This window comes from Hadarchaeum sp. (SeqCode) (assembly GCF_038871235.1).
Taxonomy (GTDB): Archaea; Hadarchaeota; Hadarchaeia; order Hadarchaeales; family Hadarchaeaceae; genus Hadarchaeum.
The window spans coordinates 1-24,018 of sequence record NZ_JAVZIN010000003.1 but is presented as its reverse complement, the minus strand read 5'-3'; the positions used below and the strand labels follow the sequence as shown (position 1 = coordinate 24,018).

23 protein-coding genes are annotated in these 24,018 nt (G+C 47.0%); 11 read left to right on the top strand and 12 right to left on the bottom strand.

Translation table 11 applies throughout. The annotated features are described in order from the left end of the window. Window positions 1–4 precede the first annotated feature (4 nt). Entirely contained in the window at window positions 5–577 is a 573-nt protein-coding gene (locus QXT02_RS01805; RefSeq protein WP_342811611.1) for a DUF4443 domain-containing protein, read from the top strand. Here QXT02_RS01805 and QXT02_RS01800 read toward each other — a convergent pair. From QXT02_RS01800 to QXT02_RS01785, 4 genes are all read right to left on the bottom strand, one after another. Beyond that, window positions 561–956 carry a DUF4430 domain-containing protein gene (locus QXT02_RS01800; RefSeq protein WP_342811610.1) on the bottom strand — a complete coding sequence of 132 codons (396 nt, stop codon included), beginning with the start codon at window positions 954–956 and terminating at the stop codon, window positions 561–563. The genes QXT02_RS01805 and QXT02_RS01800 overlap by 17 nt on opposite strands. A gap of 14 nt (window positions 957–970) precedes the next feature. Then, complete coding sequence (locus tag QXT02_RS01795; RefSeq protein WP_342811609.1) at window positions 971–1,618, bottom strand: DUF6580 family putative transport protein; 648 nt, start codon at window positions 1,616–1,618, stop codon at window positions 971–973. A gap of 231 nt (window positions 1,619–1,849) precedes the next feature. After that, complete coding sequence (deoC, locus tag QXT02_RS01790; protein WP_342811716.1) at window positions 1,850–2,602, bottom strand: deoxyribose-phosphate aldolase; 753 nt, start codon at window positions 2,600–2,602, stop codon at window positions 1,850–1,852. A gap of 83 nt (window positions 2,603–2,685) precedes the next feature. After that, window positions 2,686–3,306, bottom strand: coding sequence for a HemK2/MTQ2 family protein methyltransferase (locus QXT02_RS01785; protein WP_342811608.1), 621 nt, complete (start codon window positions 3,304–3,306; stop codon window positions 2,686–2,688). A gap of 96 nt (window positions 3,307–3,402) precedes the next feature. Here QXT02_RS01785 and QXT02_RS01780 point away from each other — a divergent pair, with 96 nt between their 5' ends. The 3 genes from QXT02_RS01780 (at window position 3,403) to QXT02_RS01770 (ending at window position 6,598) form a co-directional block, all read left to right on the top strand. Further along, window positions 3,403–4,806 carry a TldD/PmbA family protein gene (locus QXT02_RS01780; RefSeq protein WP_342811715.1) on the top strand — a complete coding sequence of 468 codons (1,404 nt, stop codon included), beginning with the start codon at window positions 3,403–3,405 and terminating at the stop codon, window positions 4,804–4,806. After that, window positions 4,807–6,156, top strand: coding sequence for a TldD/PmbA family protein (locus tag QXT02_RS01775; protein WP_342811607.1), 1,350 nt, complete (start codon window positions 4,807–4,809; stop codon window positions 6,154–6,156). Between the two features lie 79 nt (window positions 6,157–6,235). After that, on the top strand, window positions 6,236–6,598 hold the full coding sequence (locus QXT02_RS01770) for a MoaD/ThiS family protein (RefSeq protein WP_342811606.1): 363 nt from the start codon (window positions 6,236–6,238) through the stop codon (window positions 6,596–6,598). Here QXT02_RS01770 and QXT02_RS01765 read toward each other — a convergent pair. From QXT02_RS01765 to QXT02_RS01755, 3 genes are read right to left on the bottom strand one after another with little or no spacing between them, the layout of a single operon-like run. Continuing rightward, window positions 6,572–8,866, bottom strand: coding sequence for a xanthine dehydrogenase family protein molybdopterin-binding subunit (locus tag QXT02_RS01765; RefSeq protein WP_342811605.1), 2,295 nt, complete (start codon window positions 8,864–8,866; stop codon window positions 6,572–6,574). The two genes, QXT02_RS01770 and QXT02_RS01765, sit on opposite strands and share 27 nt — an antisense overlap. Then, the gene (locus QXT02_RS01760) at window positions 8,863–9,339 is read right to left on the bottom strand and encodes a (2Fe-2S)-binding protein (RefSeq protein ID WP_342811604.1); all 477 of its coding nucleotides are present in this window, start codon (window positions 9,337–9,339) and stop codon (window positions 8,863–8,865) included. Before QXT02_RS01760 ends, QXT02_RS01765 begins: the two co-directional genes overlap by 4 nt. Before the next feature lie 3 nt (window positions 9,340–9,342). Next, on the bottom strand, window positions 9,343–10,206 hold the full coding sequence (locus tag QXT02_RS01755; protein WP_342811603.1) for a xanthine dehydrogenase family protein subunit M: 864 nt from the start codon (window positions 10,204–10,206) through the stop codon (window positions 9,343–9,345). 162 nt (window positions 10,207–10,368) lie between these two features. Between QXT02_RS01755 and QXT02_RS01750 the strand changes: the two genes are divergently transcribed. From QXT02_RS01750 to QXT02_RS01735, 4 genes are all read left to right on the top strand, one after another. After that, the gene (locus QXT02_RS01750) at window positions 10,369–11,721 is read left to right on the top strand and encodes an acetate--CoA ligase family protein (protein ID WP_342811602.1); all 1,353 of its coding nucleotides are present in this window, start codon (window positions 10,369–10,371) and stop codon (window positions 11,719–11,721) included. Then, window positions 11,718–13,592, top strand: a complete 1,875-nt coding sequence (gene iorA, locus QXT02_RS01745) for an indolepyruvate ferredoxin oxidoreductase subunit alpha (protein ID WP_342811601.1) — start codon at window positions 11,718–11,720, stop codon at window positions 13,590–13,592. The genes QXT02_RS01750 and iorA overlap by 4 nt, the downstream gene beginning before the upstream one ends. Then, the gene (locus QXT02_RS01740) at window positions 13,585–14,193 is read left to right on the top strand and encodes an indolepyruvate oxidoreductase subunit beta (protein ID WP_342811600.1); all 609 of its coding nucleotides are present in this window, start codon (window positions 13,585–13,587) and stop codon (window positions 14,191–14,193) included. The genes iorA and QXT02_RS01740 overlap by 8 nt, the downstream gene beginning before the upstream one ends. Window positions 14,194–14,427: 234 nt before the next feature. Further along, on the top strand, window positions 14,428–15,669 hold the full coding sequence (locus tag QXT02_RS01735) for an MFS transporter (RefSeq protein ID WP_342811599.1): 1,242 nt from the start codon (window positions 14,428–14,430) through the stop codon (window positions 15,667–15,669). On the opposite strand, the gene QXT02_RS01730 is transcribed toward QXT02_RS01735, so the two are convergent. Together QXT02_RS01730 and QXT02_RS01725 are read right to left on the bottom strand one after the other, a co-directional pair. Further along, window positions 15,658–16,647, bottom strand: coding sequence for a histidinol-phosphate transaminase (locus QXT02_RS01730; protein WP_342811598.1), 990 nt, complete (start codon window positions 16,645–16,647; stop codon window positions 15,658–15,660). The two genes, QXT02_RS01735 and QXT02_RS01730, sit on opposite strands and share 12 nt — an antisense overlap. 54 nt (window positions 16,648–16,701) lie before the next feature. Then, window positions 16,702–17,727 (bottom strand): C-terminal binding protein, encoded by a 1,026-nt coding sequence (locus tag QXT02_RS01725; RefSeq protein ID WP_342811597.1) that lies wholly within the window; start codon window positions 17,725–17,727, stop codon window positions 16,702–16,704. A gap of 135 nt (window positions 17,728–17,862) precedes the next feature. Between QXT02_RS01725 and QXT02_RS01720 the strand changes: the two genes are divergently transcribed. Together QXT02_RS01720 and QXT02_RS01715 are read left to right on the top strand one after the other, a co-directional pair. Continuing rightward, window positions 17,863–18,627 (top strand): ABC transporter ATP-binding protein, encoded by a 765-nt coding sequence (locus QXT02_RS01720; RefSeq protein WP_342811596.1) that lies wholly within the window; start codon window positions 17,863–17,865, stop codon window positions 18,625–18,627. After that, complete coding sequence (locus QXT02_RS01715) at window positions 18,628–19,341, top strand: ABC transporter ATP-binding protein (RefSeq protein ID WP_342811595.1); 714 nt, start codon at window positions 18,628–18,630, stop codon at window positions 19,339–19,341. It begins immediately after the preceding gene. On the opposite strand, the gene QXT02_RS01710 is transcribed toward QXT02_RS01715, so the two are convergent. Next, the gene (locus QXT02_RS01710; protein WP_342811594.1) at window positions 19,338–20,366 is read right to left on the bottom strand and encodes a branched-chain amino acid ABC transporter permease; all 1,029 of its coding nucleotides are present in this window, start codon (window positions 20,364–20,366) and stop codon (window positions 19,338–19,340) included. The genes QXT02_RS01715 and QXT02_RS01710 overlap by 4 nt on opposite strands. 147 nt (window positions 20,367–20,513) lie before the next feature. Here QXT02_RS01710 and QXT02_RS01705 point away from each other — a divergent pair, with 147 nt between their 5' ends. Continuing rightward, window positions 20,514–21,683 carry a pyridoxal phosphate-dependent aminotransferase gene (locus QXT02_RS01705; protein ID WP_342811593.1) on the top strand — a complete coding sequence of 390 codons (1,170 nt, stop codon included), beginning with the start codon at window positions 20,514–20,516 and terminating at the stop codon, window positions 21,681–21,683. A gap of 22 nt (window positions 21,684–21,705) precedes the next feature. On the opposite strand, the gene QXT02_RS01700 is transcribed toward QXT02_RS01705, so the two are convergent. Both QXT02_RS01700 and QXT02_RS01695 read right to left on the bottom strand, forming a co-directional pair. Further along, window positions 21,706–22,632: a branched-chain amino acid ABC transporter permease gene (locus QXT02_RS01700; protein WP_342811592.1), complete on the bottom strand. Its 927-nt coding sequence runs from the start codon at window positions 22,630–22,632 to the stop codon at window positions 21,706–21,708. An 89-nt stretch (window positions 22,633–22,721) separates the two neighbouring features. Continuing rightward, window positions 22,722–24,018, bottom strand: a 1,297-nt coding sequence (locus QXT02_RS01695; RefSeq protein WP_342811591.1) for a monomethylamine:corrinoid methyltransferase, incomplete at its 5' end; no start/stop codon positions are given.

Sequence of the window (24,018 nt, the reverse complement as noted above, 5' to 3'; positions counted from 1 at the left end):
AAACATGCCTAAAACAAAAGGACCGCTACCTCGTTTTTCTAAAATTCATGTCCAGTTGGCTCTTGAGCTGATATCCAAACATAAACGAATAGGACGTAAACAGCTCACCAGCAAGCTTGGAATTGGTGAAGGCAGCGTCCGAACTATTTTGGACCACTTGAAGAATGAAGGATTGATAACTTCATCCAAAGGCGGGCACTTCTTAACTGAGAAGGGGAAAATTTTACTCCGAGAACCTCAACCCTTTATCCCGGTTGAAGCTGGCGGTTTAGCAGTTGGCAAGGTCAATGTGGCTACTATCGTCAGGGGTGCTGCGAATAGGGTCAAACGGGGGATTGAACAAAGGGACGAGGCCATAAAGGTTGGGGCTGATGGTGCCACCGTGCTTATCTTTAAAGGAGGTAAGCTCAAGATCCCTGGCGGTTTTATGGGAATCAAGAAAGAAATTAGCGAAAAAATAATTAAAACTCTTCAACCGAATGAAGGCGACGTTGTGATCATCGGTGCCGGTAAAGACCTGTTGACTGCTGAGGCTGGAGCTAGGGCCGCGGCCAGAACCCTCACCAAACGAGCTTAACTAGCTCGAGTAAGTCTCCATCCCTCAGCTGGTAATCCTGCATCCCCACAGTAGGCTCAACGCCATTTACCCGATATCCCCAGCTCTGCTGCAGTCCTCCGATCTCCGTAACTATTGAGGCACCAAAGCTTTCGTAAAACTCCGTTCTCATGCTAGCCACTTTCAAGAGGGCATCAAAGGGTGTCATGCCCTTACAGAGTGTTACCTCTTTATCAATGCCGAGATCAGCTATCTTAACCCTGACTGTTATGTTCTCTCCATAGGTGTACTGTTCTGTCTGCTTGACCATTCCGCCCGCAAGGTAGTAGCCGCCAGCGAAGCCGAGAAAGCCGACAACGATGACCAGCGCCAAAACTTGTGCTGCAAGCCCCTTATTCAACCTTCCACCTCCACTCAACTCTCTTTGGTCCTGACGCCAGAACCAACATTGACCGCTACTGAGACGGGCACCCTAACCTTCATCATCAATTTTCCAAGCCCAAGTAGAGGGGGCACGAAGACAATTGAGGCCAGGTGATAGAGGGTGAAAGGGATCTGCGCTAAGTAGATGGCTATAAGTCCAGCGATGGATTTTTCTCCCCAACCCAGCCAGCAACCGAATGCCGTCCAGATATCAAAGATCAGAATCCCGAAAGCGGCTGTTAGCGTCGTCTTATAAAGTAACTTCTTGAACCGGTCAAATGCCGACAGCTTGTTTTTCATACTGATTAGCCAAACAATTATAAAACCGGACCAAGTGAATGCGTAAATCGGGTTCGGGCCCCAAAATGCCAAGTCTACTAAATATACGCTGATCAAAGCAATAACGCCGAAGTATTTCACCAAGCGACCCCAAGATTTAGAATTCCCGCAGTACAACGATAGAGATCCTATAACTACAAGGGTCGGAAGAATTAGCTCGAGATTTGGGATGGGCATGACACCGCCTAGATAGAGTAGTTTACTGACGGCGATGAGCCCAATAGCGACCAGAACGAAGATCTTAAATCTCTTGGCCAGCGCCTGTTCGGCCGTCTTGCCGCCATAGAGCCATTTTACCATCTTCCCTCTCAAATCCAAATTATCCCCTGGTTGGATTATTAATCCAATTTATAAATAGTTTTCGCCGAGTCCATTGTGGTGTTACGACCGACTCAAAAACTAGCCGCCAGCTCTCTGCTTGATCCTTCGCATTTTGCGCCGCATCCGCTTCCGAACCCACTTCCAGCGCATGCGGCCTTTTTTCTTCCATTTCCTTGGACGCTTTCCCATGATAGCACCGACCTGCTTTACTCATCGTGGTATGGTAAAAATCTTGTTGAACGTGTCTTCAAAACTTCTATTGAATTCGGCCGCCTTGCATTCCTCAATTATCCTAACGCTGGAACTGGAGCCTATTCGATTGGCGCCTGCAGCAATCATCAGTAAAGTATCTCGCAAGTTTCTGATTCCTCCCGAAGCTTTAACGCCAAAGTTTTCACCGACTGTCTTCCTCATCAAATAAACCTGACGAACCGTGGCTCCGGAAGGTCCAAACCCAGTCGCTGTCTTAACAAAATGGGCCCCAGCTTGTCTAACGATTTCACACGCTTTAACCACTTCATCATCGGTGAGATATCCGGCTTCAATAATTACCTTGACAATTTTTCCCCCCACCGCTTCCACCACGGCTTCAACGTCTTCCCTGACGTAATCATAGTCCTTACTCTTGAAAGCACCGATATTCATCACCATGTCAACCTCGCTGGCACCGTTCTCAACCGCCTCGCTTGCTTCCATTGCCTTCATCATAGGCGTCATCTGACCAAAGGGAAAACTAACCGCTGCCACCACCTTTACATCAGTATCCATCAGCTCCTCGGAGCAAAATTTGACCCATGCCGGATTCACGCAGACTGAATGGAAATGGTATTTTTTGGCCTCAAGACAGAGATTTTTAAAGGAACTGCGGGGACTATCAGGATAAAGCAGGGCGTGATCTATCATCTTTGCCAACTGGTCTGGTGGTAGTTTCAGGCCTTGAGCCCTCCTCTCAATTTCGGCCATCAATTCTGAATTCATATGTTACACCCAAACCCATTAACCCACGTCTAACAAAAATTTGAACTGTACATGATAAAAGGGCCTTCTCAGCACCTGAAACACTGAAAAAGAAAAAGCTCCTCAAAAAACATCTTTATCCTTACCGTTTTAAATTTAAAATGATTGGTCTCAAGGAATCGAACCGTCTGAGAAGGATTTGAAAGTGATGAGTGCACAAAAAGGGCCCTTCCTCTTACCCTAAGACGAAGTGGAAGTTCATTGAGAAATCTGTCAATAACTTCTCTGCCGTTACTTCCCCCATTCCAAGCCATCTCAAGCGGCTCGTTAAATCTCTCCTCAGGTTCTACCGGTAGATAGGGTGGATTGAAAATTATGGCGTCAAATAATTCCCCATCCACCGGATCAAACAAATCACCACATCGAAAATCTATCTTATCAGAGACCAAGTTTTCAATCGCATTTGCTCGAGCGCATTCAAGCGCTGTCTGGCTGATATCGGTGGCCACAACTTTGGCACCCGCTTTTGCCGCCAAAATGGCCAATAAACCGCATCCAGTGCCCAACTCAAGTACTCGTTCACCGCTCTTAACGTCAAGATTATCAGCGATCAAAAAGGTATCATCGGCTGGTTCATAGACCCCAGGATAAACCAAAAATTTGCCGCCCTTATAAAAAATGATTTTAACCCTCTCGCTGAAGTTCTTCATACAATCGAACCCTAGACGATGCACAATTAGAACTTTTCCCTACCTGTGAAAAGCTTTAGACTCCAATGTGAATCTGTTGATGGTGAGCGTTTGGAAGTGGCAACGGATCTTGCCGCATATGCGATCAATGAGGCTCTGAAAGCTGGGTCCAAATACGCCGACGTGCGCCTTGAAAGATCAATCGGGGAAATGGTGGTTGTCAAGGATGGCAAAGTTGAACGAGCTAAATCGGAGGAAATGCACGGCCTAGGGCTAAGAGTGCTTCTAAAAACGTGGGGGTTTGCCTCCTGCACGGATCTGAACAAACGCTCTCTTAGAAAAACAGTTGCCGCTGCCGTCAGTATGGGGAAAAGTGCTCAAAAAACGAAACCACATACCCTCTCGAAAATCCCTGTAAATAGAGACACGATCATAACAAATATTATTAAGGATCCGTTGGACATACCCGTCGAAGAAAAGGTGGAACTGTGCCTTGACGGCGATGGGTGCGCTCGCGTTGATAGGTTCATCAAACACACCACAACTTACATAGCTTGGGAGAAAACACAAAAACTTTTCATGAGCAGTGAGGGGGCCGAAATCATGTTTCAAAACACCCTAACTTACTGCGAAACATTTGCTCTCGCCAAACGCGGTGCAGTTGTAGAATATATGGATGAAATGGCTGGTGGTTCTGGCGGTTATGAAATCATTGAAAATTTCAATCTGCCAGAAAAAGCAAAAAACGTCGGGCAAAGGGCAAGTAAGTTAGCCGCTGCTAAAACGATGCCGGATAAAAAGACCACTGTAGTCTTAGACCAAGATCTGGTGGCACTTCTGTGCCATGAAATAATTGGCCATCCCAGCGAGGCTGATCGCGTACTTGGGAGAGAAGCCGCGTGGGCGGGGAAAGCATGGTGGGCTGGAATGATTGGGAAAAGAATTGGATCAAAACTGCTGAACGCAACAGACGATCCTCGAGTAAAAGGTGCACTGGGTTATTATGAATACGATGACGAGGGCACGCCTGCACGTCGCAAGGAGCTGATTAGGGATGGGATCTTAAACGAACACATGCACAGTCGAGAAACTGCGGCTGAATTTGGTGTTATTCCCAACGGCAACATGCGTGCCCAGAGCTTTCAATATCTTCCCTTAATCAGGATGAGCAACACATTCATCGAGCCCGGTGATTTTGAGAAGGAAGAACTCTTTGAAGTAAAGGATGGTGTCTACCTCAAGGGACAGAAAATCCCCAGCATAGACTCCAGACGCTACAATTTCCAAATCAGTGCCAAGGAGGCATTTCAGATTAAACATGGTGAAATAACCGGACCTTATAGAGGTGCATCGATTGTTGGAGTTGCTCCTGATTTTTTCAACAGTGTGGACGCTGTGGGTAAAGATTTCGAGATGAGACCGGTGCCGAACTGCGGCAAGGGTGACCCAATGCAAACCATAGGGGTCGGGAACGGGGGACCGCATCTGAGAGGAGTTGCAATGGTGGCGGGGGTAAGATAAGTGATCTCCAGAGTTCAACGCGCCCTTAATTTCGCGGTAAAGTTGGGTGCCGATGAAGCGGAGGCATTTGCGTCAGACAATGTAGTCGTAACAATAAGAATTGCCTCGAATCGTGTCGTGGAAACTAAACTAGTTCAAGATAGTGGTATCAATATCTGTGCTGCGATAAAAAATAAGGTTGGTTTTTGCAGCGGCAATGAACTCAATCAAGAACTTGTGAAACGCGCCCTTGCCATCGCTCGGGCTAGGCCACCGAATCCAAAATTCAATGGTTTCCCTACGCCTAAAAGAGCCAGCAAACCTTCAGCCATTTACGATCGAGATTTAGCAGAAATTTGCCGTTCAAAAATAGTTGAGCTAGCAGAAGAAATGTTGCAGTCGGCTTTAGATTTTGATAAAAAAATTGTCGAAGTTTCAGGAGCCATCAATTTGATGACGGAAAGGTGTGCGGTGGCAAATACTAATGGAGTTGAGGCTACCGACGCCACAACCAAGATCCTCGGCCATCTAACTGCGGAAGCTAACGGCTTAGACAGGGGGGAGGGCCAAGGATGGATGGGAAGCACCACCTTGGGCAATTTTGAGCCAAGCCTAATCGGAAAACAAGCTGCGGAACTCGCTATTAAATCATTAAGAGCCAAGAAAGTAAAACCCGGCATTTATGATGTAGTCTTAGAACCAAACGCTGCGGCAGAACTTCTCTACCACGTGCTGGCATACGCAATCAACGGCAAAGATGTCTACGACCAAATTTCATACTTCAGAGACTGTTTGGAGAAAATGGTGGCTTCAGAAGTTTTCAGTATTGATGACTGGGGCAATATGCCATCAGGGCTCTACTCGAAAACCATTGATGATGAGGGTTCGCCCACACGAAAAACTCCGCTCATAAAAGAAGGCAGGCTGGTGGGATTTATCTATGACTGGTACTACGGGGGTCTAGCGGGAAAAAAAAGCACTGGAAATGGTTTTCGCTTGGGTGATTTCGGGCGTAGCTACCAAAGCAGTCCGACGCCCTACATAACAAATCTCGTGGTTCAACCGGGAAACGCTGGATCTGATGAACTGAGAGAAGATACTAGAAACGGTCTTCTGCTCTCGCGAATTTGGTATACCTATCCCATTACCCCCCAAGTGGGAGACTTCTCCACAACCTCGCGGTGCGGTTTTCTGATCTCAGATGGGGAAGTTAAGGGTGCCATCAAACAAGTAAGAATCCATGAAAACTTACCTCGGCTGCTCAAGAAATTGGACGGCGTTGGTAAAGTTCCACAGCAAATCATACCTTGGGGAGCTTCCGCGGCCGTTAGTACGCCAAGTTTAAGGTTCCGCGGGGTTCGCATATCTTAATGCCTTTTTCATACCACATTTTCACAAAACGAAAAATCAAAATTGAAAAATAATTATAACTGTTTGTAGGAAAGTAACAATGAAGATGGCTCTCATGAAGGTCAAGGTAAAATTCTATACTAGGATCAAGGAATTCACCGGCGAACCCCAGACGATCGTGGAGCTGAAAGAAAACAGCACTGTCCTCGACTTGATGAAAAAACTCTCGGAAAAATACGGAAAGCCCTTTGAAGAATATGTCCTAGACCCCAAGCACGGAATAAAGCCCTACATAAAAGTGATAGCCAAAACCGCTGAACCCGGCAAGGAGCTAAAGGACGGATCCAGCGTCTCAGTACTCCTAGATACAGACGCTTTTCTCAAGGGAAGGAAAGAGGTTGAAATCTATCCCATCATCGGCGGAGGAGGTAGTTACCTAACTTTTTTCTCTAAGCGTCAGTAATATTTTTTCTCCCGTAATGGGCAAATCCTTTATCCTTCTTCCCAGCGCGTCAGCCACAGCGTTGATCACGGCCGGAGGAACTGGGGCAAGCACCACTTCGCCCACCCCACGGGCACCAAATGGGCCCAAGCCATCGTGGTTTTCAACAATTATCGACTTTATATCCGGAACATCGACGGCGGTAGCGATGATGTACTCCGCAAACGATTGCGCCTTAGCGATGCCCTTCTCAAACTTTACATCCTCAGTCAGAGCCCAGCCTATACCCATGGAGACTCCGCCCTCGATCTGTCCCTCGACTCTCATCGGGTTAATCGCCGTGCCGACATCAAACGCTGAGGCTATCTTCAATACCTCAACCTCACCGGTTTCCGTGTCTATTTCTACTATTGCCCCCGCGGTTCCATAGGTAAAATCTGGAAAAACCCTGCCTTGTCCGGTCTCGGGATCAGGAACTTCGCCAAAAGGTGCATTGAATTGGGCCTCGCAAAACAGCTCAATTCCCTCCTCAGCACAGGCTACCGCAACGTCTCTAAGGCTTATGCCCTCCTTTTCTCCCTTCTTCTTGATTTTTTCATCTTCAATAACCAGCTCTGATTTGTCAACTCCTAAAATTTCGCTCGCCTTGGTGAGGATGTTGTCCCTCACCTTCATCGCTGCCTTATAGGTGGCATTGCCGGACATGTACAGCTGCCTAGTGGCCGTCGTGGTTCCCGCTATCGGCGTCGCGGCAGTGTCTCCTGAAATTATTCTAACTTTTTTCAACGGGACTCCCAAAACCTCGCTGACTATTTGACAAAGTGACGCTTCCTGACCCGCGCCGACATCTTGAACCCCGCATTCAATGGTCACGCTTCCATCCAGTTCCAGACGGACTTTTGACCGGGAAGTGTCGTGCAGGAAAATCATTCTTCCATAGCTGCACATCCCTGAGGCTATTCCCATCCCGACGAGCTTCTTGGGACCCGATGGCTTGGGCTTTTTACCCAAGGCCTTTAAGACCCGGTCGGTGGTCTCGTGCAGGGCAACCGTGTTCGGGATCTTCCAGCCGTTGGCCATCGTGTCGCCCTTCTTGAGGTAATTCTTCTTCCTGAACTCAACGGGATCCATCCCCAACTTCTTCGCTACCTCATCCATCTGTTGTTCATAGGCGACACAGGCTTGACCAGCACCAAAGGTTCTAAAAGCTCCAGAGGGCGGATGGTTCGTCAACACTGTGTAGGCATCCACCTTCACGTTGGGCACATTATAGGGACCAACCGCGTTAACCGTAGAATAAAGCAGGACCCACGGGCTCAGTGTCATATATGCCCCAGCATCTGATATCAACTCGGCCTCGACAGCGACTATCTTACCATCCTTCTTGACACCAGTCTTATACTTGAACTTGTAGGGGTGCCTCTTGGAACGGAAAGACAAGGATTCTTCTCTAGTCTGAACTATTTTCACCGGTCTTCCCGTCTTCCAAGCCAGCAGAGCCAAATAATATTCCACGGTGATGTCTTCTTTGCCACCGAACCCACCACCGATCTTAGGCGTGATCACTCTGACCCTGCTCTCAGGAATTCCCAACACATGCGCTATTTCACGGTAGTGCTCGATGACCTGCGTTGATACTCTGATGGTGAGGGAGCCATCGTCCTCAACCCAAGCCACGCCCGCCTCTGGCTCCAGATAGGCGTGGTCGAGAAACTGCGACATATATTCATTCTCGACGATGACATCGGCCTCCTTAAAGCCTTTGGCAACATCCCCTTTTCTAATCTTAAACCTAGCAATCACGTTGCTTTTTCCGTCTTCAACCTTCGGCGCCTTGGGATCCATGGCCTCGACTGGATCGAAAACACCTTTCAATTCCTCATACTCCACCCCTATCAGGTCAATGGCTCTCTCAGCTATCTCCTCGGTCTCAGCTGCTACTAAGGCGACAGGTTCACCGTAATATCTAACCTTGCCCTCGGCCAACACTCTAAAGGTCCCCTCAAAACCACCAACTGCTCTAGTCTGGCCAAAACGAGTAACAATGACGTTGTTGGGAACGTCCTTATGAGTCAACACGCAATAGACGCCGTCAAGTTTTTCCGCCTTGCTGGTGTCGATGCTTTTGATTCTAGCGTGAGGATATTTCGCCCTTAATATCTTGCCGTAGAGCATGCCGGGCAGGGCAAAATCGTCTGCATACTTCGTTTGCCCGGTAACTTTCTCCACAGCGTCATGGCTCGGCAAACGCTTGCCAATTACCTTAAATTCCTTAATCATCTCCATCATCTCGCCTCCTTCATCTTTTTAGCAGCGGCTTCAATCGCATCCACTATCTTCTGATAACCTGTACATCGACAGAGATTTCCCGAAATTGCCTCTCTGATCTCTTCCCTAGTGGGGTTGGGATTTTTATCAAGGAAAGCCTTCGCAGTGATCACCATTCCTGGTGTGCAAAATCCGCACTGAATCGCGCCGTATTTTACGAAAGCCTCTTGAATCGGATGAAGTTTTTCCATGGTCCCCAAACCCTTCACGGTCGTTATCTCTTTGCCCTGGGCTTGCAAGGCCAACGTCAAACAGGAGTTGACTGGCTCACCATCCATCAGTACCGCGCAAGTACCGCAATCGCCTTTCTCACAGCCGGATTTCACCTCGGTGAAGCCCAGGCTTCTCAACAGCCGCAACAATGTCATATTCGGCTTGACTTCAACGCTGTATTTTTTCCCATTCACCTTAAACTCCAGAGGATACTTTTTCACAATCTACCCCTCCATCAGCTCCCGCAACGCCTTTTTAACGCAACCTTCAACTAACAGCTTTCGATATTTTGCCGACCCCCTCACATCATCTATCGGCTTGGCCTCATTGGCGGCAATTTGGGCACATTTTTCCACCAATTCCTCGCTCAATTTGTTACCGATCAAGATCTTCTGAGCCTCCTTAGTCAAGATCGGCGTAGGCGCAACCGATCCCAAGGCAATCTTAGCATCTGTTACAATGCCCCTTTGAAACTTCAACAAAACGGCGCAGTTGACAACGGAGATTGCGTCGGCTTTTCTCAGCCCAACTTTCACAAACTTTGCCTTGGCCCCATCCTCAGGAGGCTTAATTCTGATTTCAGTTAAAATCTCATCCTCTTTCAAAACCGTCTTCCCCGGACCGACAAAGAAGTTCTCCACTGGCACTACTCTTTCCCCGTTGAGGCTCTTCAAAACCAGCTGCGCGCCTAGAACCATCAGAGGTGTCGCTGTATCCGCAGCTGGTGAGGCATTACAGAGGTTGCCCCCGATAGTCGCCTTATTTCTGGTTAGCGGATTTCCCAGCTTTTCGCACGCCTCCAGCAATATCCCTATCTTTACCTTAGAATCAATTATGCGGCTTATCTTGGTCGCGGCTCCGATCCTTACCTCTCCCTCCTGCTCCTTTATGTAATCCAACTCCTTTATGCCGCTGATATCGATGAGATGAACCGGCTTTATTACCTGCCCTCTCATCTTGGGAACAAGATCAGTGCCGCCAGCTAGAATATAGGCCCCTTTTCGTTCCTTTTTCTCTTTCAACGCCTCCTCTAACGACTTAGGCGCCGAATAATCAAAATCAGCTAAAATGACGCTTGTGGGTCTCATTTAAATCACATCTACCCAAATTTGTTTCTCCTCCTAATTTTTTACCGCTTCACACTTCACAGCCACTTTAATAAACTTTTCCCCAGTTTTAAAATCCTAAATTAAAAATCGGTGCATCCAAATACTTAAAAACCCAATGACACTATTTCTCTGGGGCCGAAAATGTTTTCCAAATTCTTCGAGCCCGAGTCGGTGGCGATCATCGGGGCCTCTTCTAAACCTTTGAAGGTTGGCCATGAGCTTCTCAAAAACATAATTGATGGCGGTTTCTCCGGAAAAATTTACCCGGTTAACCCTGCAGCAGAAGAAATACTCGGCCTGAAATGCTATCCCTCCATTTTAGACATAAAAGAACTGGTTGATTTGGCCGTCGTGGTTGTGCCTGCGCAAGCCGTGCCGAACGCAGTTAAACAATGTGGTGAAAAAGGTACCAAAGCAGTGGTTATAATCTCGGCCGGGTTCAGCGAGATCGGCAACAAGAGCTTAGAGGAGGAAGTCGCCAAGGTCGCCAAACAATATGGTGTGAGGATAATTGGGCCAAACTGCACCGGCATCATAAACACCCACAAGAACCTCTATGCGACGATGGAATCTCGTGCGGGCAAGGGTGACATCGCCTTTGTAACTCAAAGCGGTGCACTGGGAGGAGCCGTGCTGGCTTGGGCAATAGAAAAAAGAATTGGACTCAGCAAGTTTGCTAGTTATGGCAACGGTTGTGACGTCGATGAATCTGACCTTTTAAACTATCTTGCTGAAGACCCGCAAACAAAAGTGATAACCCTTTACATAGAGGGCGTCAAAAACGGCAGAAAATTCTTTGAAGCCGCGAAAAACGTCACCAAGAAGAAACCCCTCATCGCGATTAAGGGCGGACTGTCCACTGCCGGCGCTAGGAGCGTTGCCTCCCACACCGGTTCCCTCGCCGGCAACGAGGCTGTCTACAGAACCGTTTTCAAGCAGGCTGGTGTTATCGAGGCGGATGGAATCGAGGAAATGTTTGATATGGCCCGGGCGCTGGCCTATCTTGAGCCAATGAAGGGAAACAAGGTGGCAATCCTAACCAATTCTGGGGGTCCGGCTGTCCTCGCGACCGACGCGTTGGAAAAGCTTGGCTTGAGGGTTCCGGAACCAACCGAGAGGATTCTCAAGGAGCTGGAGTTTCTGCCGCCCATCTGTAGCCGCAAAAATCCCTTCGACCTCACCGCGGAAGGGTCACCGGAAAACTACGTTCGGGCTTTCCAAGCCATTTTCTCGGATGACTACTACGATGCCGGGCTAATTATTGATGTTCCCATTGCCTGGGACGCCCGGGGCGCTACTGAAGCGGCAAGGCTGCTTTCGGAAGCCATAAAAAAGGTGGGCAAGCCAACGGTCGCCTGTTGGATGTCAGGACATCTAGTAAAAGACGCGATCACGGTATTCGAGGAGAATAAAATTCCTAATTATGAGACACCAAAGAGAGCCGCAAGGTCTTTATGGGCTTTATGGTCATTTAAAAAGGAGGTTAAAAGATGACTGTTATCGGTGAAGAAGGTACGGTAAAACTTCTGCTGGGAAATGAAGCCATTGCGAGAGGAGCCATCGAGGCCGGTGCCCATCTTGTCACTGGCTATCCGGGAACCCCATCGACCGAGGTAATCGAAACGTTGGCATCGGTTGCTAAAGATATCAATATGAAAGTCCAGTGGGCGGTGAATGAAAAGGTTGCCTTTGAAGTAGCCTCTGGCGTTGCTTGGACGGGACTCAGGGCCATGGCAACTATGAAAAATGCGGGACTAAACGTTGCTTCGGACTCGGTCCTTTCGATAGCCTACAGTGGTACTGAAGGTGGCTTGGTTCTATACGTAGCTGACGATCCGGCGACGCATGCTGGCATGGCTGAGCAGGATGATCGTTTATTCGCGAAGTTCGCCGCCCTGCCCATGCTGGAGCCATCTGACCCGCAAGAGGCAAAGGAAATGGTGGTTGAAGCGTTTGAAATATCGGAAAAAAACAAAGTTCCCGTAATGCTCCGGACTACGACGAACACGGCACACATGTTTGGAAATGTAGTATTTGGACCTGTGAAAAAAATAGACAGAGTTCCCGACTATTCCCGCAACATAAAAAGGTATACCAAAGCAGGGCCTGCTTGGTGCATGGAACAGCACGCCACGTTGCTCGAGAATATGAAGAAAGCTGGCAAGGACGCTGATAGATTTAACCTTTTGGAGTTGACCGACTCCAAGGTTGGCGTCATTACCGCGGGAGCGCCTTGGAACCTATTGAAGGAGGCCATCATCAGGCACGACCTAAAAATTTCAACACTGAAAATAGGAGTAATCAATCCCTTACCTGACGAAAAAATAAGAAAATTGCTTGAAAAGGTTGATTCAGTCTTGATCCTCGAGGAGCTGGAACCCCTGATCGAGGACCATGTGCTAAAGATTTTGGGTGAAATGGGTAAAAAGGTCAAGGTGTACGGCAAGATCGATGGAACAACTTCCCCAGTGGGTGAGTTCGATCAGACTATTGTGGAGGGCGCTCTGAGTAAAATCCTAGGCAAAAACCTGGTGTCGCCAATTGACCCGGAAAGACAAAAACTCATCGAAAAGGCCAAATCCCTTTCCATCCGCCGACCCATCACCTTCTGTGCTGGCTGTCCACACATAGGCACATACATCTCCATTCTTAGAGCGATGAGAAAGCTGAAGTATAAAAGTGAAGATGTGATAGTCACAGGAGATATTGGCTGTACCATTCTGGGCATGAACCCCCCCTTTGATGTATGTTGGACTGAAGTCGCCATGGGCGCTTCCATAGGATTAGGCAACGGCTTCGAACGCTCCGGGATTAAAAAGCCCGTGATAGCTGCAATCGGCGACTCAACATTTTACCATGCAGGGATACCTGCTCTAATCGACGCCGTCTGGAATCAAACCAAAATAGTGGTTGCCATAATGGACAACTCGATAGTTGCCATGACTGGGCATCAGCCGACCCCTGGTTCTGGGTTTACTGCCACAGGGGAGAGCGCAAAAATCGTGAAGGCTGAGGAAATAGCTAGAGGCTGTGGAGTGGAACACGTCGTGGTTGTCGATCCTTATGATGTAGAAAAAACAACCGAAGCCTTTGTTGAAGCTCTCAAATACAACGGACCTTCAGTGATAGTTCTGCGCAGACTTTGCGCCATTACTGCCATCAGAAGGAAGGCAATTGGGAAGCCTTTAGTAATAGATGATGAAAAATGCACTGGCTGCATGACATGTGTGAAAACCCTTTCCTGTTCGGCTTTAGTTCCAATCGAGGGGAAGGTAAAGATAAATCCAGACGTTTGCATCGGATGCCACATTTGTGCGGCAGTTTGTCCGGTGAAAGCAATAACGGAGGGTACCGGCCATGAGTGATGAATTTAACTGCATTATTGTGGGAGTAGGTGGACAAGGCGGGGCCACTTTGACCAACGTGATCGCGGAAGCAGCGACTCGAAAGGGTCTTCGGGGTAGAATGCATGAAACCCTGGGAATGGCGCAGCGTGGAGGAAGCGTCCAAGTTCAGATTCGACTTGGGAGCCAAGTCTATAGTTCATTCATTCCGCCGGGTCAGGCCGATGTCCTGATTGCCTTGGATCCTAACGAGGCTCTGCGTGCCGCTGAGTATATCGGGAAGAAAACGACCATCATTATGAACACCAATGGAATTCTACCAGTTTCAGTTTTAATGGGAAAAGAAAAATACCCTGATTTAAAAGAGGAAATTTCCCTTCTCAAGCAGTTGGGCAGGGAGGTCTACGCTTACGATGCCTACGGCCTTGCCAAACAGGCTGGGTCCATCAGAGCTATGAGCGTTGTCTTGCTCGGCTCACTAGCTAAATTGGGCATTTCCCCATTAACTAGGGATGAACTCTATCAAGCAATGCTAGACACGGTGCCGAAAAAATACCTGAAAGAAAATATCGCTGCCTTCAACGCTGGGGAAATGGAAATCGAAAAACTACGGAAAAAATAATCGCTCACTCCTCAAACCAAGTGCTCTGGACAAGTAGTTTTCAATTTTGCCGATAGCACTAAACCAAAGCCAAAACTATTCAAAAATTTTGGCTACAACGCTATCAGCATAGTTAGTAAACCAACGAGATAATTCAACCGGAGCTGGCGGACTCGAAACTAATCCAAAAACCAAAAAGCGCTCCGGTAAGTAAAAACAGACTAAGGATGAACATTATATTCGGAAGGTTTTGAGATGTCAACTTTGGATAGAATAGCACCCGAAGAAAAAAAGCTCTTCTATGGTTGGATTGTGGTTCTAGCCTCTTTCCTCTCGATGCTAGTCGTCGGTTTGATCTACAGCTATGGTGTCTTCGTTAAACCGCTGACACAGGAGTTCGGATGGTCAAGGGCCAGCATCTCCTTGGCCTTTTCCATCTCCATCCTGCTGTCAACCATGTCATTACCGCTTGGGAGGATGAGCGACCTTTACGGGGTGAGAAAAGTGGTAGCGATTGGGGCTGTTCTCACCGGTGGAGGTCTCCTGCTCTCCAGCCGGGTATCGTCGCTCGTTGAATTTTGCATCTGCATTGGAATCGCCGGTTTCGGCATCAGTGCCCTATATGTACCGCCTGTGTCCGCAATTGCTAGATGGTTTGAAAAGGGAAAGGGAATGGCCACCGGCTTTGCCGTCTCGGCCCTCAGCGGCGGAATGGCTTTATTTCCCCCAGTTATCGGCATATTAATCGAGAATTTCGGGTGGAGAACAACATTTCTGATACTTGGTGCTATCGTCTTTTTACTTCTTTCAGTTTCCAGTTTTTTAATCAGGCACGAGCCAAAGACGCTTGGGTTAATTCCCTATGGAGCAGACAGAACTGAAAATAAAATTATTGTTGAATATAACCTGAGAACTGCAACAAGAAAAAAACCATTCTGGTACATCTACCTTGTAATGGTCTTTACCCACATATCGCTCTTTCTGGTTACTGTACACGTGGTACCCCATGCCATAGGGATCGGCATCAATGAGATAACGGCGAGCACATCCTTAACCCTGCTTGGGATCTGCAGTATGCTGGCCAGAATCCTCGGCGGCATGGCATCGGACAGGTTAGGTACAGTGAACCTTTTTACGCTCTTCCTCGCGCTCCAATCAATCTCGACCTTTTTACTCTTCAAATCTGAAGATATCTGTACGATCTACCTGGCGATGACGCTGATGGGTATTGGTTTCGGTGGTTGGATAGCAATTTACCCAATTATAGTAAGGGGATTTTTTGGAACAAAACACATCGGATCAATCTTGGGTACTTTTGACTCCGGAGTTGGACTAGGCGGCTTGATCGGGCCTTATTTAGGCGGGTTAATCTTTGATAGCATTAAAAATTACGATTTAGCTTTTTTGCTTAGCGGAACCATTTGTGCCCTTGCGGTCATATTCTCTTTATTACTTAGAAAAGAACAAAATTTGAAAACCCAATTTTCAGCTCTTTAAAATTTTCACAACTAGATTCATGTCCCTTTCGGCACCGATTGCGAATCTTATGTGTTGATTTAGGCTACCTTGGAAGTCCTCCTCGCTCCAGCCGGGGTAAGTCTTTATGCCGCCCTCTTTCAACTTCAGATAGGCCTCACTAGCTTTGGTCTCGTCCAAAAAATCAACGAGGACAAAGTTTGCGTTAACTGGGAACGGTCTATAACCAATTCTTTTGATCTCCGCAGCAAATTTTTTGCCTATTTTCAGCACCCTCTGCCAAATTTTTTTGTATTCATTTTTATGCCTCAGAACAATCACGCCAGCTTTCTCGGCCAGCCGATTCACATTGAAAGGTTGCCTAATCCTCTCTATTTTCATGATATTCTTCGGACTTGATATCGCCACGCCCAGCCTCAAACCAGCAATGCCGAAATTCTTCGAGAAGCTCCTTAAAACAATCAGATTTTCGCAATCTTTTATCAAATCAACAACAGTTTTTTCAGTGTATTCATAATAACACTCGTCAACCGCCACCATGCCCCTAGCGCTATTAATAACCTGCTCAATTTTCTTGCGCGAGATCAAATCTCCGGTAGGGTTGTTCGGGTTGCATATCCAAACTAAACTAGCTTTCCTTAGATCAGCCTCATCAAAATCTAGATCATACTTCCCTTGATGTAACATGTTCGAGCTTATCTCTCTATGACCAGATCTCGCAGCGGCCATTGAGTATTGGCTGAAGGTCGGAGCTGGAATTAAGTTCACGCCACCCCAAACTCTAGTGACAAGGTCAATTATCTCATCCAACCCATTACCAAACACCAAGTTTTCAGGACCCAACGAAACGTCGGGTCTTAAATAATCGCAAAAAGCCTGCTTGATTTCCAAATAGTCCCCAGATGGATAATAATTTATCTTTGAGATCTCTCGCATCAGCTCCCTTATCACAATGCCAGGTGGAGGGAACTTTAAATCTGCTATGGCTAGATCTATCATTCACACCATATAAACAAACTTCTTCTATGAAAGTATATTTGTTCTATACCTCAATCATTTTACACCGAGCTTGGCGAGGACTTCCCTGTTGACAAGATTATCGGGGACTTCCCCCCTTAGCGCCTGCATTGCCTGGTTCAAAATTCTTCTCCGAAGCTCCATCTGGGATCTCTCCGAGTAAAAGGCGCAATGTGGTGTAACGATCACGTTGTCTAATTTGAAGAGTGGGTTGTCCTCGGAGGGCGGGTTCTCCTCCGCCAAAACATCCAGTGCAGCTGCTTGAATTTCCCCCTCTTTCAAGGCTTTTATTAGGGCCGCTTCATCCAAGATAGCCCCACGGCTGGCATTCACTAGGATAGCAGTCTTCTTCATTTTCTTGAACTCATTATAGGAGAATTTGTGCCTAGTTTCCTCAGTCAGGGGGGCATGAATTGAAATTACATCTGATTTCTCCAGTAGTTCTTCGAAGCTCACTGGCGTGGCTCCCTCTTTAATTATTTGATCTTCAGGAACAAGAGGATCGTGTGCGATTACTTTAAATCCTATGCATCTCGCTTTTCTACATAGTCCTCGACCGATGCGGCCGAAACCAAATATTCCCAGAGTTGTGTCCGGAATCCCTTTAATCGGCACACCCAAGTCCTTCAGGTCCAGCAAACTCCGAACCGGTCTGCCCAACTTCTGCTCCCAGTTTCCGGATTTCACTGCTTGGGAATACATGAATAACTTTCGCACGCTCGCCATGATCAGGGCCAAAGTATGATCCTGAACTTCTTCAGAACAATAATTTCCTGCGTTGGTCACAAAGATGCCTTTTTCAGTTGCGGCTTTCACGTCGATATTATCATAGCCAGTTGCGTAGACGGCGATAATCTTGCATTTTTTCGTGGAGTAAATGATGTCCCTGTCAATGGTTTCAGTTTCAATCATAATGGCATCGGCGTCCACTGCCTCCTTTCTGATGTCCGCACCAGTTTCAACGATATCAACAACCTCAACTCCCATCCTCCCCAAAGTTTCACGTTCCATAGCTATGTCATGAAACGTGGCGTGCTCTATTACCGCCTTAAATTTATGCAAGCTATCACCACACCTACATTAATTTAAAGCATTTATATTTGCTGCTTCGGTTTTGTGAACCATCTGGTGAATATTTAAAATTAAGAAGCCCACTTCTCCACAAAGGTTATAAAAAGCATCTATGAAAAAATAATGATGACAAAAGAAGATTTGCTAGTTATCGAGGGGATCAGGAAGACTTTTGGCGGTTTAGTTGCTCTTGACAACGTGAACATGAAGGTTAAAAAACAACTGCTTGTGATGCTAATTGGACCAAACGGCAGCGGCAAAACCACTTTAATAAACGTTGTTTCCGGTATTTACAGGCCTGATGAAGGTAGGGTAATTTTCAACGGCAAAGATATCACCAAATGCCGTGCCGATGAGGTTTGCAGACAGGGTTTAGTGCGAACATTTCAAATCCCCCAGCTGTTCACTAAGCTGACGGTTCTGGAAAATGTGCTCGCCGCTTGCAAGGAGAACCCTGGGACAAATTTCCTTAAGGCCTGCGTGAAAAAAACATGGATAAATGAGGAAAAGGAGGCCACGGAAAGAGCCTTTGAAATCCTCAACACGGTTGGTCTATCGCACATGTGGGATAAGAAAGCTTCAGAACTTAGCGGTGGACAGATGAAGCTTCTTGAAACGGCCAGAGCTTTGATGAGTGGGGCTAAAATGATACTGATGGACGAGCCGGCCGCTGGTGTGTTCCCTAGCTTGATCGACAAGATGTTCAGGCATTTTGTTGACTTGAAAAAGAAGATGGGAATAACCTTTTTAATCATCGAGCACAGGTTGGAGCCAGTTCTGCCATATGTCGATTACGTCTATGCCATGGACAGAGGAAACATTATCTCAGAGGGTAAGCCTAAAGAAGTTCTTAACGATGAAAAAGTAATTGAAAGCTACCTAGGTGAGTAGATGATAACAATCAATGGATTGAACGCTGGCTATGGAAAATTTCAAGTGCTTTTTGATGTCGATGTGAACATAAAGAAGGGCAAAATTGTTACCATCGTGGGACCAAACGGCAGCGGCAAAAGTACATTGATTAAGTCAATAATGGGGCTAACCAAGGTATACTCCGGCAAAATACTTTTCAAGGATGAAGACATTACCCATTTACCAACCCACCTTGTGACCAAACGAGGCATCTCATACCTACCCCAGACGGGAAATGTCTTTGGTAACCTAACTGTGGAAGAGAACCTGATGTTGGCTGGTTACACGCTGTCTAAGGAAGATACCAAAAAACGCATCGCAGAAACCATAGAGGAATTTCCGATTGTGAAAAAATACTTGGGAAAGAAATGCGGGTTTCTTAGTGGTGGCGAAAGACAAATGGTGGCCATGGCCATGGCGATGATGAGAAAGCCAGAGATGATCTTGTTTGACGAGCCCGTGGCCAGCCTCTCACCAAAGGCGGCAAATGAAGTATTGAAGAAGATTTTAGAACTCCATGAAAAGGGAATCACAATCGTCCTAATCGAGCAGGCGGCGAAAAAGGCGCTACAACTAGCCGACGACGCGATACTTATGACTAGCGGAAAAGTGGCCTACAAGGGTAGCGCAAAGAATCTATTAGCACACCCCGAACTCGGCAAGGTCTACCTCGGAATAAAAAAAGGTGGTTAAGCCTTCTGCAGCTTTTTTATCGTGCCTAGGTCTAAGGTTTTTGTCCTTTTCTCAGGTATTAAACCCTCGGGTCTGTATAGAAGTATCAAGATAACCATAACCCCGTAAAGTATAAGTTCAAGCCACAAAACATCGAAAGGAAGATATGGGCCTAATTCTGTTTTATACATGACTATTATTTTTCGAAGAAAGACAAAAGTAAAGACACCACCAACCACACCTACGTTGTTGGCCGACCCACCTAGTAACATCATGGCCCAAGGTATAAATGTCCATGAAGCTCGCGTGTAGGCGGTGCTGATAACAGCCCCGGAGTAAAAGGCATATAGGGCTCCGGCAATGGCAGCAATTGCTGATGAAATCATCATTGTCTTAAGTTTCACGCTTACGATATTTATCCCGAGAGACTCAGCAGCGATCTCGTTGTCTCTGACGGCCCTCAGCATTCTACCTAGTGGTGCATTGGTTAAACGGTTGATATAAAAGAAAATGGCGACAGAAAAAGCAAACAATACGACAGACGCAACAACAAATCTATCCCCGCCCGCCCATGCGAAAACATCAGGAGCTGAAATACCTATGCTTCCACCGGCCAATGGAGCGTAGTTAATGCCGATCACTCTCATCCCTTCCCCCATCGCTAACAACATGATCGCTAACGGGCCGCTTCCTATTTTAACCGCTGGGCGAGTCGAAACATAACCCACCAACATGCCAAACCCAACAGCAACGATTATTGTAGCGATAAACAGCGCCACGCTAATTAGAATGTCTGAAGCAAGAAAGTTATTTATTTGAAATATCATGGAGGCATTATCCACAACAAAATCGCCGCTTAGACCTAAAATTGAAGCTAGGATTCTGCCTGGGAAAAACGCCACAACAAAGGCACCTGCGATCATGGCCAAAACTTTGCCAAAATTAGGAATCCCGCAATAACCTGCGTCCAGATTTAAACTTAAAGTTAATATTAAAAAAACGCCGACTGTCGCCAACATGTCCAGCAAGAAGTCAATGGCGGCCATTGTTTTTCTTTTTTAATTAAACAGTGAATTATTTAACCTTTATCCATTTTTAAGGAAATCTTGCAAACAATAAAATTTGAGATAATGTAAAAAATTTTGAAATCTAAAGAAATATAAACTAAAAAATTTAGTTGAACGTGGATATTTATGAAAAACGAAAATTTATCGGCAGAGAGGCTTAAGTTTATCAAACCGTCCGCCATCAGAAGAATGATCGACCTAAGCGCTGGCATGAAAGACGTCATTCATCTGGAGCAAGGAGAACCTGATTTCATCACGCCCAAGCATATACTGGATGCCGCAAAAAAAGCGATGGATGAGGGTTATACCCACTATACACAGACGCAAGGAATGTTGGAACTGAGAGAAGCCGTGAGCGAGAAGCTATCGCGGGAAAACGGCATTGATGTGGATCCAAAAACCGAAGTCGTGATAGTTTCTGGCACTCAGGAGACGATGGCAATCGCTGCATTGGCCTTTCTGAACCCGGGGGACAGGGCATTGGTACTGGAGCCTTACTATCCTGCCTACTTTGAGGACACATTAATAGCGGGCGCGGTACCGGTGCCAGTACCCTTAAATGAAGAAGAAAACTATCGAGTGAACCAAGAGGAACTGGAAAAAAGAATTGACTCAAGAACAAAACTAATCTGGATATGCAGCCCCAGCAACCCAACAGGTCATGTCTTTACCAGGGAGGACTTAGAAATAATCGTGGAGGTGGCCAAAAAACATGACCTGTTGATATTTTCCGATGAGATCTATGAAAAGCTGACTTATGATAATGCCAAACATATAAGCATTGGTTCACTCCCAGGCGCCGAGGACAGAACTATAACCGTAAACGGATTCTCCAAGGCCTACGCCATGACTGGGTGGAGAATAGGATATGCCGCGGCTAAAGGCGCGTTGGCGAGAGAAATAAACAAGCTACATTATTATTTAGTCCTCTGCCCCAGCTCCGTAGCTCAAAAAGCAGCTCTGGCCGCCTTGACCGGGCCACAGGATTGCGTGGAAAAAATGCGCCAAGAATACGAACGAAGAAGAAAAGCTGTGCTCAAAGAGTTAGAAAAACTTCCTGGAATTTCTTACGTCAGACCAAAGGGCGCCTTTTATGTATTCCCTGATTTTTCAAGGTGGGGAAAAAACGATGAAAATCTTGCCAAGGAACTCCTAAATAAAACGCACGTTTGCACTGCCCCCGGTTCGGGATTCGGTGAGAGCGGCAGAGGACATCTCAGAATTTCCTACTCAGCGCCGTATGAACAAGTAGTGACGGGAATATCAAGAATCGTTGAAACTCTTCAGGAAAAATAAACCAACGAGCCAACAAATTGAACTAAACTTTTCTTATTCTCTTAGTCAGCTTCCCACGCCATTCGATTCCTGTTATTCCCTCAGGTGCGGTTAGGAAGAAGACGACCACTATGATCAGCGGGATGAGGGGCCGGTACTGAATTACTGCCGAGCCGAGCACTCCGGCCAGAGCTGATGTCCCCCAGATCTCAGCCAATCCTGCGATAAAGCCGCCCAACAACGCACCATAGATGCTGTGGATACCACCGAGTATACTGGCAGCGAAAACGCTTAACATGATCACGTCCCCGATATTTGGATAACACAAAATCCAAAGTGGAAGCAGCGCGCCAGCTAAACCCGCGAGTCCACCAGCTAGAAACCAAGCTGTTGAGTAGACTAAGTTAACATTCACGCCCACGCTGCCTGCAAGAGGAGGGTTCTCAATGGTCGCCCGCATGGCTGTGCCGAACTTTGTTCTGGTCAAGAAAAGATGCAAAATTATGATTATAGCTACCGCCAGCAACGGAGAAATTATTACCACGCCTGGGGTTCCGAAGATCTGTATGTCTGCCCCTCTAAGGAAGAACAACCTCGCACGCAGTTTGAAAACATTCGTCAAATAATCTGCATAGATGTTTAAAAAACCTAAGAGAACGAAATTAAACGCAAAAGTCAGCACAAATAGTCCATCGAGCGAGATGCCTCTTAGGCTCAGAGGTCTGACTAAGAACCGATACAAGGCAAATGATATGAGTCCAGAGAGGACAAAGGCAGTTACCAATTGGCTGTAAATAGATAGTTTCCAAACCTCAGCGGCGGTCAAAGAAATATATGCCCCAGTAGTCGCCATAGACCCGTAGGCAAAGTTCCAAATCTTCGTAGACATTAGGATTAGGGTAAAACCAATCGTCATACAGGCCAAAAGAGCAGCGTAAACTATGCCGTCGACGACTATAGGTTCAACCATTTTACCCCAACTACATTTGCTTAGGTGGATAAAAATATTGGTCCCAAATAAGGGCCCTAAATGGCTTCAGCCGCGGCCGGAACCAAAGATCAGTACTCGTATTCGATGCCCAAGTCCTGTAGCTCTTTTCTAATCTTCTCGTAAAGCTCCACGTACTCCTGCGTTGGTTTCTTCTTCTCAACATCGTAGCATTCTCGGAAGGTCTTGCCCAGCGGTGGTGAGCTTATTCTACTTTCATACCTCTTCAAAAGTTCCTTGACGATCTCGTTAACGTCTTCACGCTTCATATGTGACTTTACCACGGCTAATCCTGATTCACACGCCATTCTTGCTTCCATCGGCGTGGCCCTTTCCTTGTATTTGTTCGAAGCAACCGCAGACTCCCAGAGAACGCTCGCTCCAGAAACCGCGCTGGTGATTCCGTGGGCGGCTGTCTCGTAAAGAACCATATCGGTACATGGACCAGCTGCAGCAAAACCGTTGGATAAAGTGATAAATCTGGTGTTCCTAGCCAATGCTTGATAAATAGCACTGACTGTCCACAAGCATTCCTTCGTGGTCGTTGAGAAGTTCTTTATCTCGAATGGGAAGTTGCAGGTGATGTAGCCTTGGTTGACTACAAGCCCCATGATGTGGGAGGCAATGGCGATGATGGCAGTACCTTCTGGTCCCGCATAGCCTCCGACTATCGGTCCTACTAGACATCCAGCCACATAGCCATTCTGGTGGAAGTGAATCATTTTATCAAGTTCATCATTACCAATCTTTAACTCGCTCAGAATTGGTGTCCATCTTATATCAGTGGGCTTGCATCCCCACTCAGGGACGCTAGTCGCAATTTGAGCTGCTGCCAACAAAGCTGTCCCTGTAAGCGTGATGGCAATTCCTGGCCTGCCAGCCCGTCTGGCCGCCTGTCTTGCCAACATCGCATGTACCACGGCCCCTCGGATTTCTGAAGGGGCACCTGTTTTTATTTCCAAACCTTCAATGTCTTCAAGCACTGGTGTGGAAACGGCATCGGCCAGCGGCTCCATGACATAAGCCATGACATACGGAATAAACAAATCTTCGTCGCATCTTACGCCCACAGGAGTAAATCCGCAACCTGGCAGCTTTGTATCCTCAACCTTTCTAGGGGTCCACCTTCTTCGATCTTTACCCTCACCTACATACACTTCTTCAACGTAACAAGACATGGCTTCCTTGATTTCCCTTTCAGTAAAAAGAATCCTGCGGTAAGTGCTCGTACAGTAGCTACCAACAGACAAGTAGAAATCCCAAGCGGCTTTCCAGAGGTCGTCGGCCAGGGAGTCGTCGGAGAAGACGATCTGCTCCGGATCGAACCTGATGTCGTACTCCTTGATCACCCGCTTCAGGTTGGGGAAG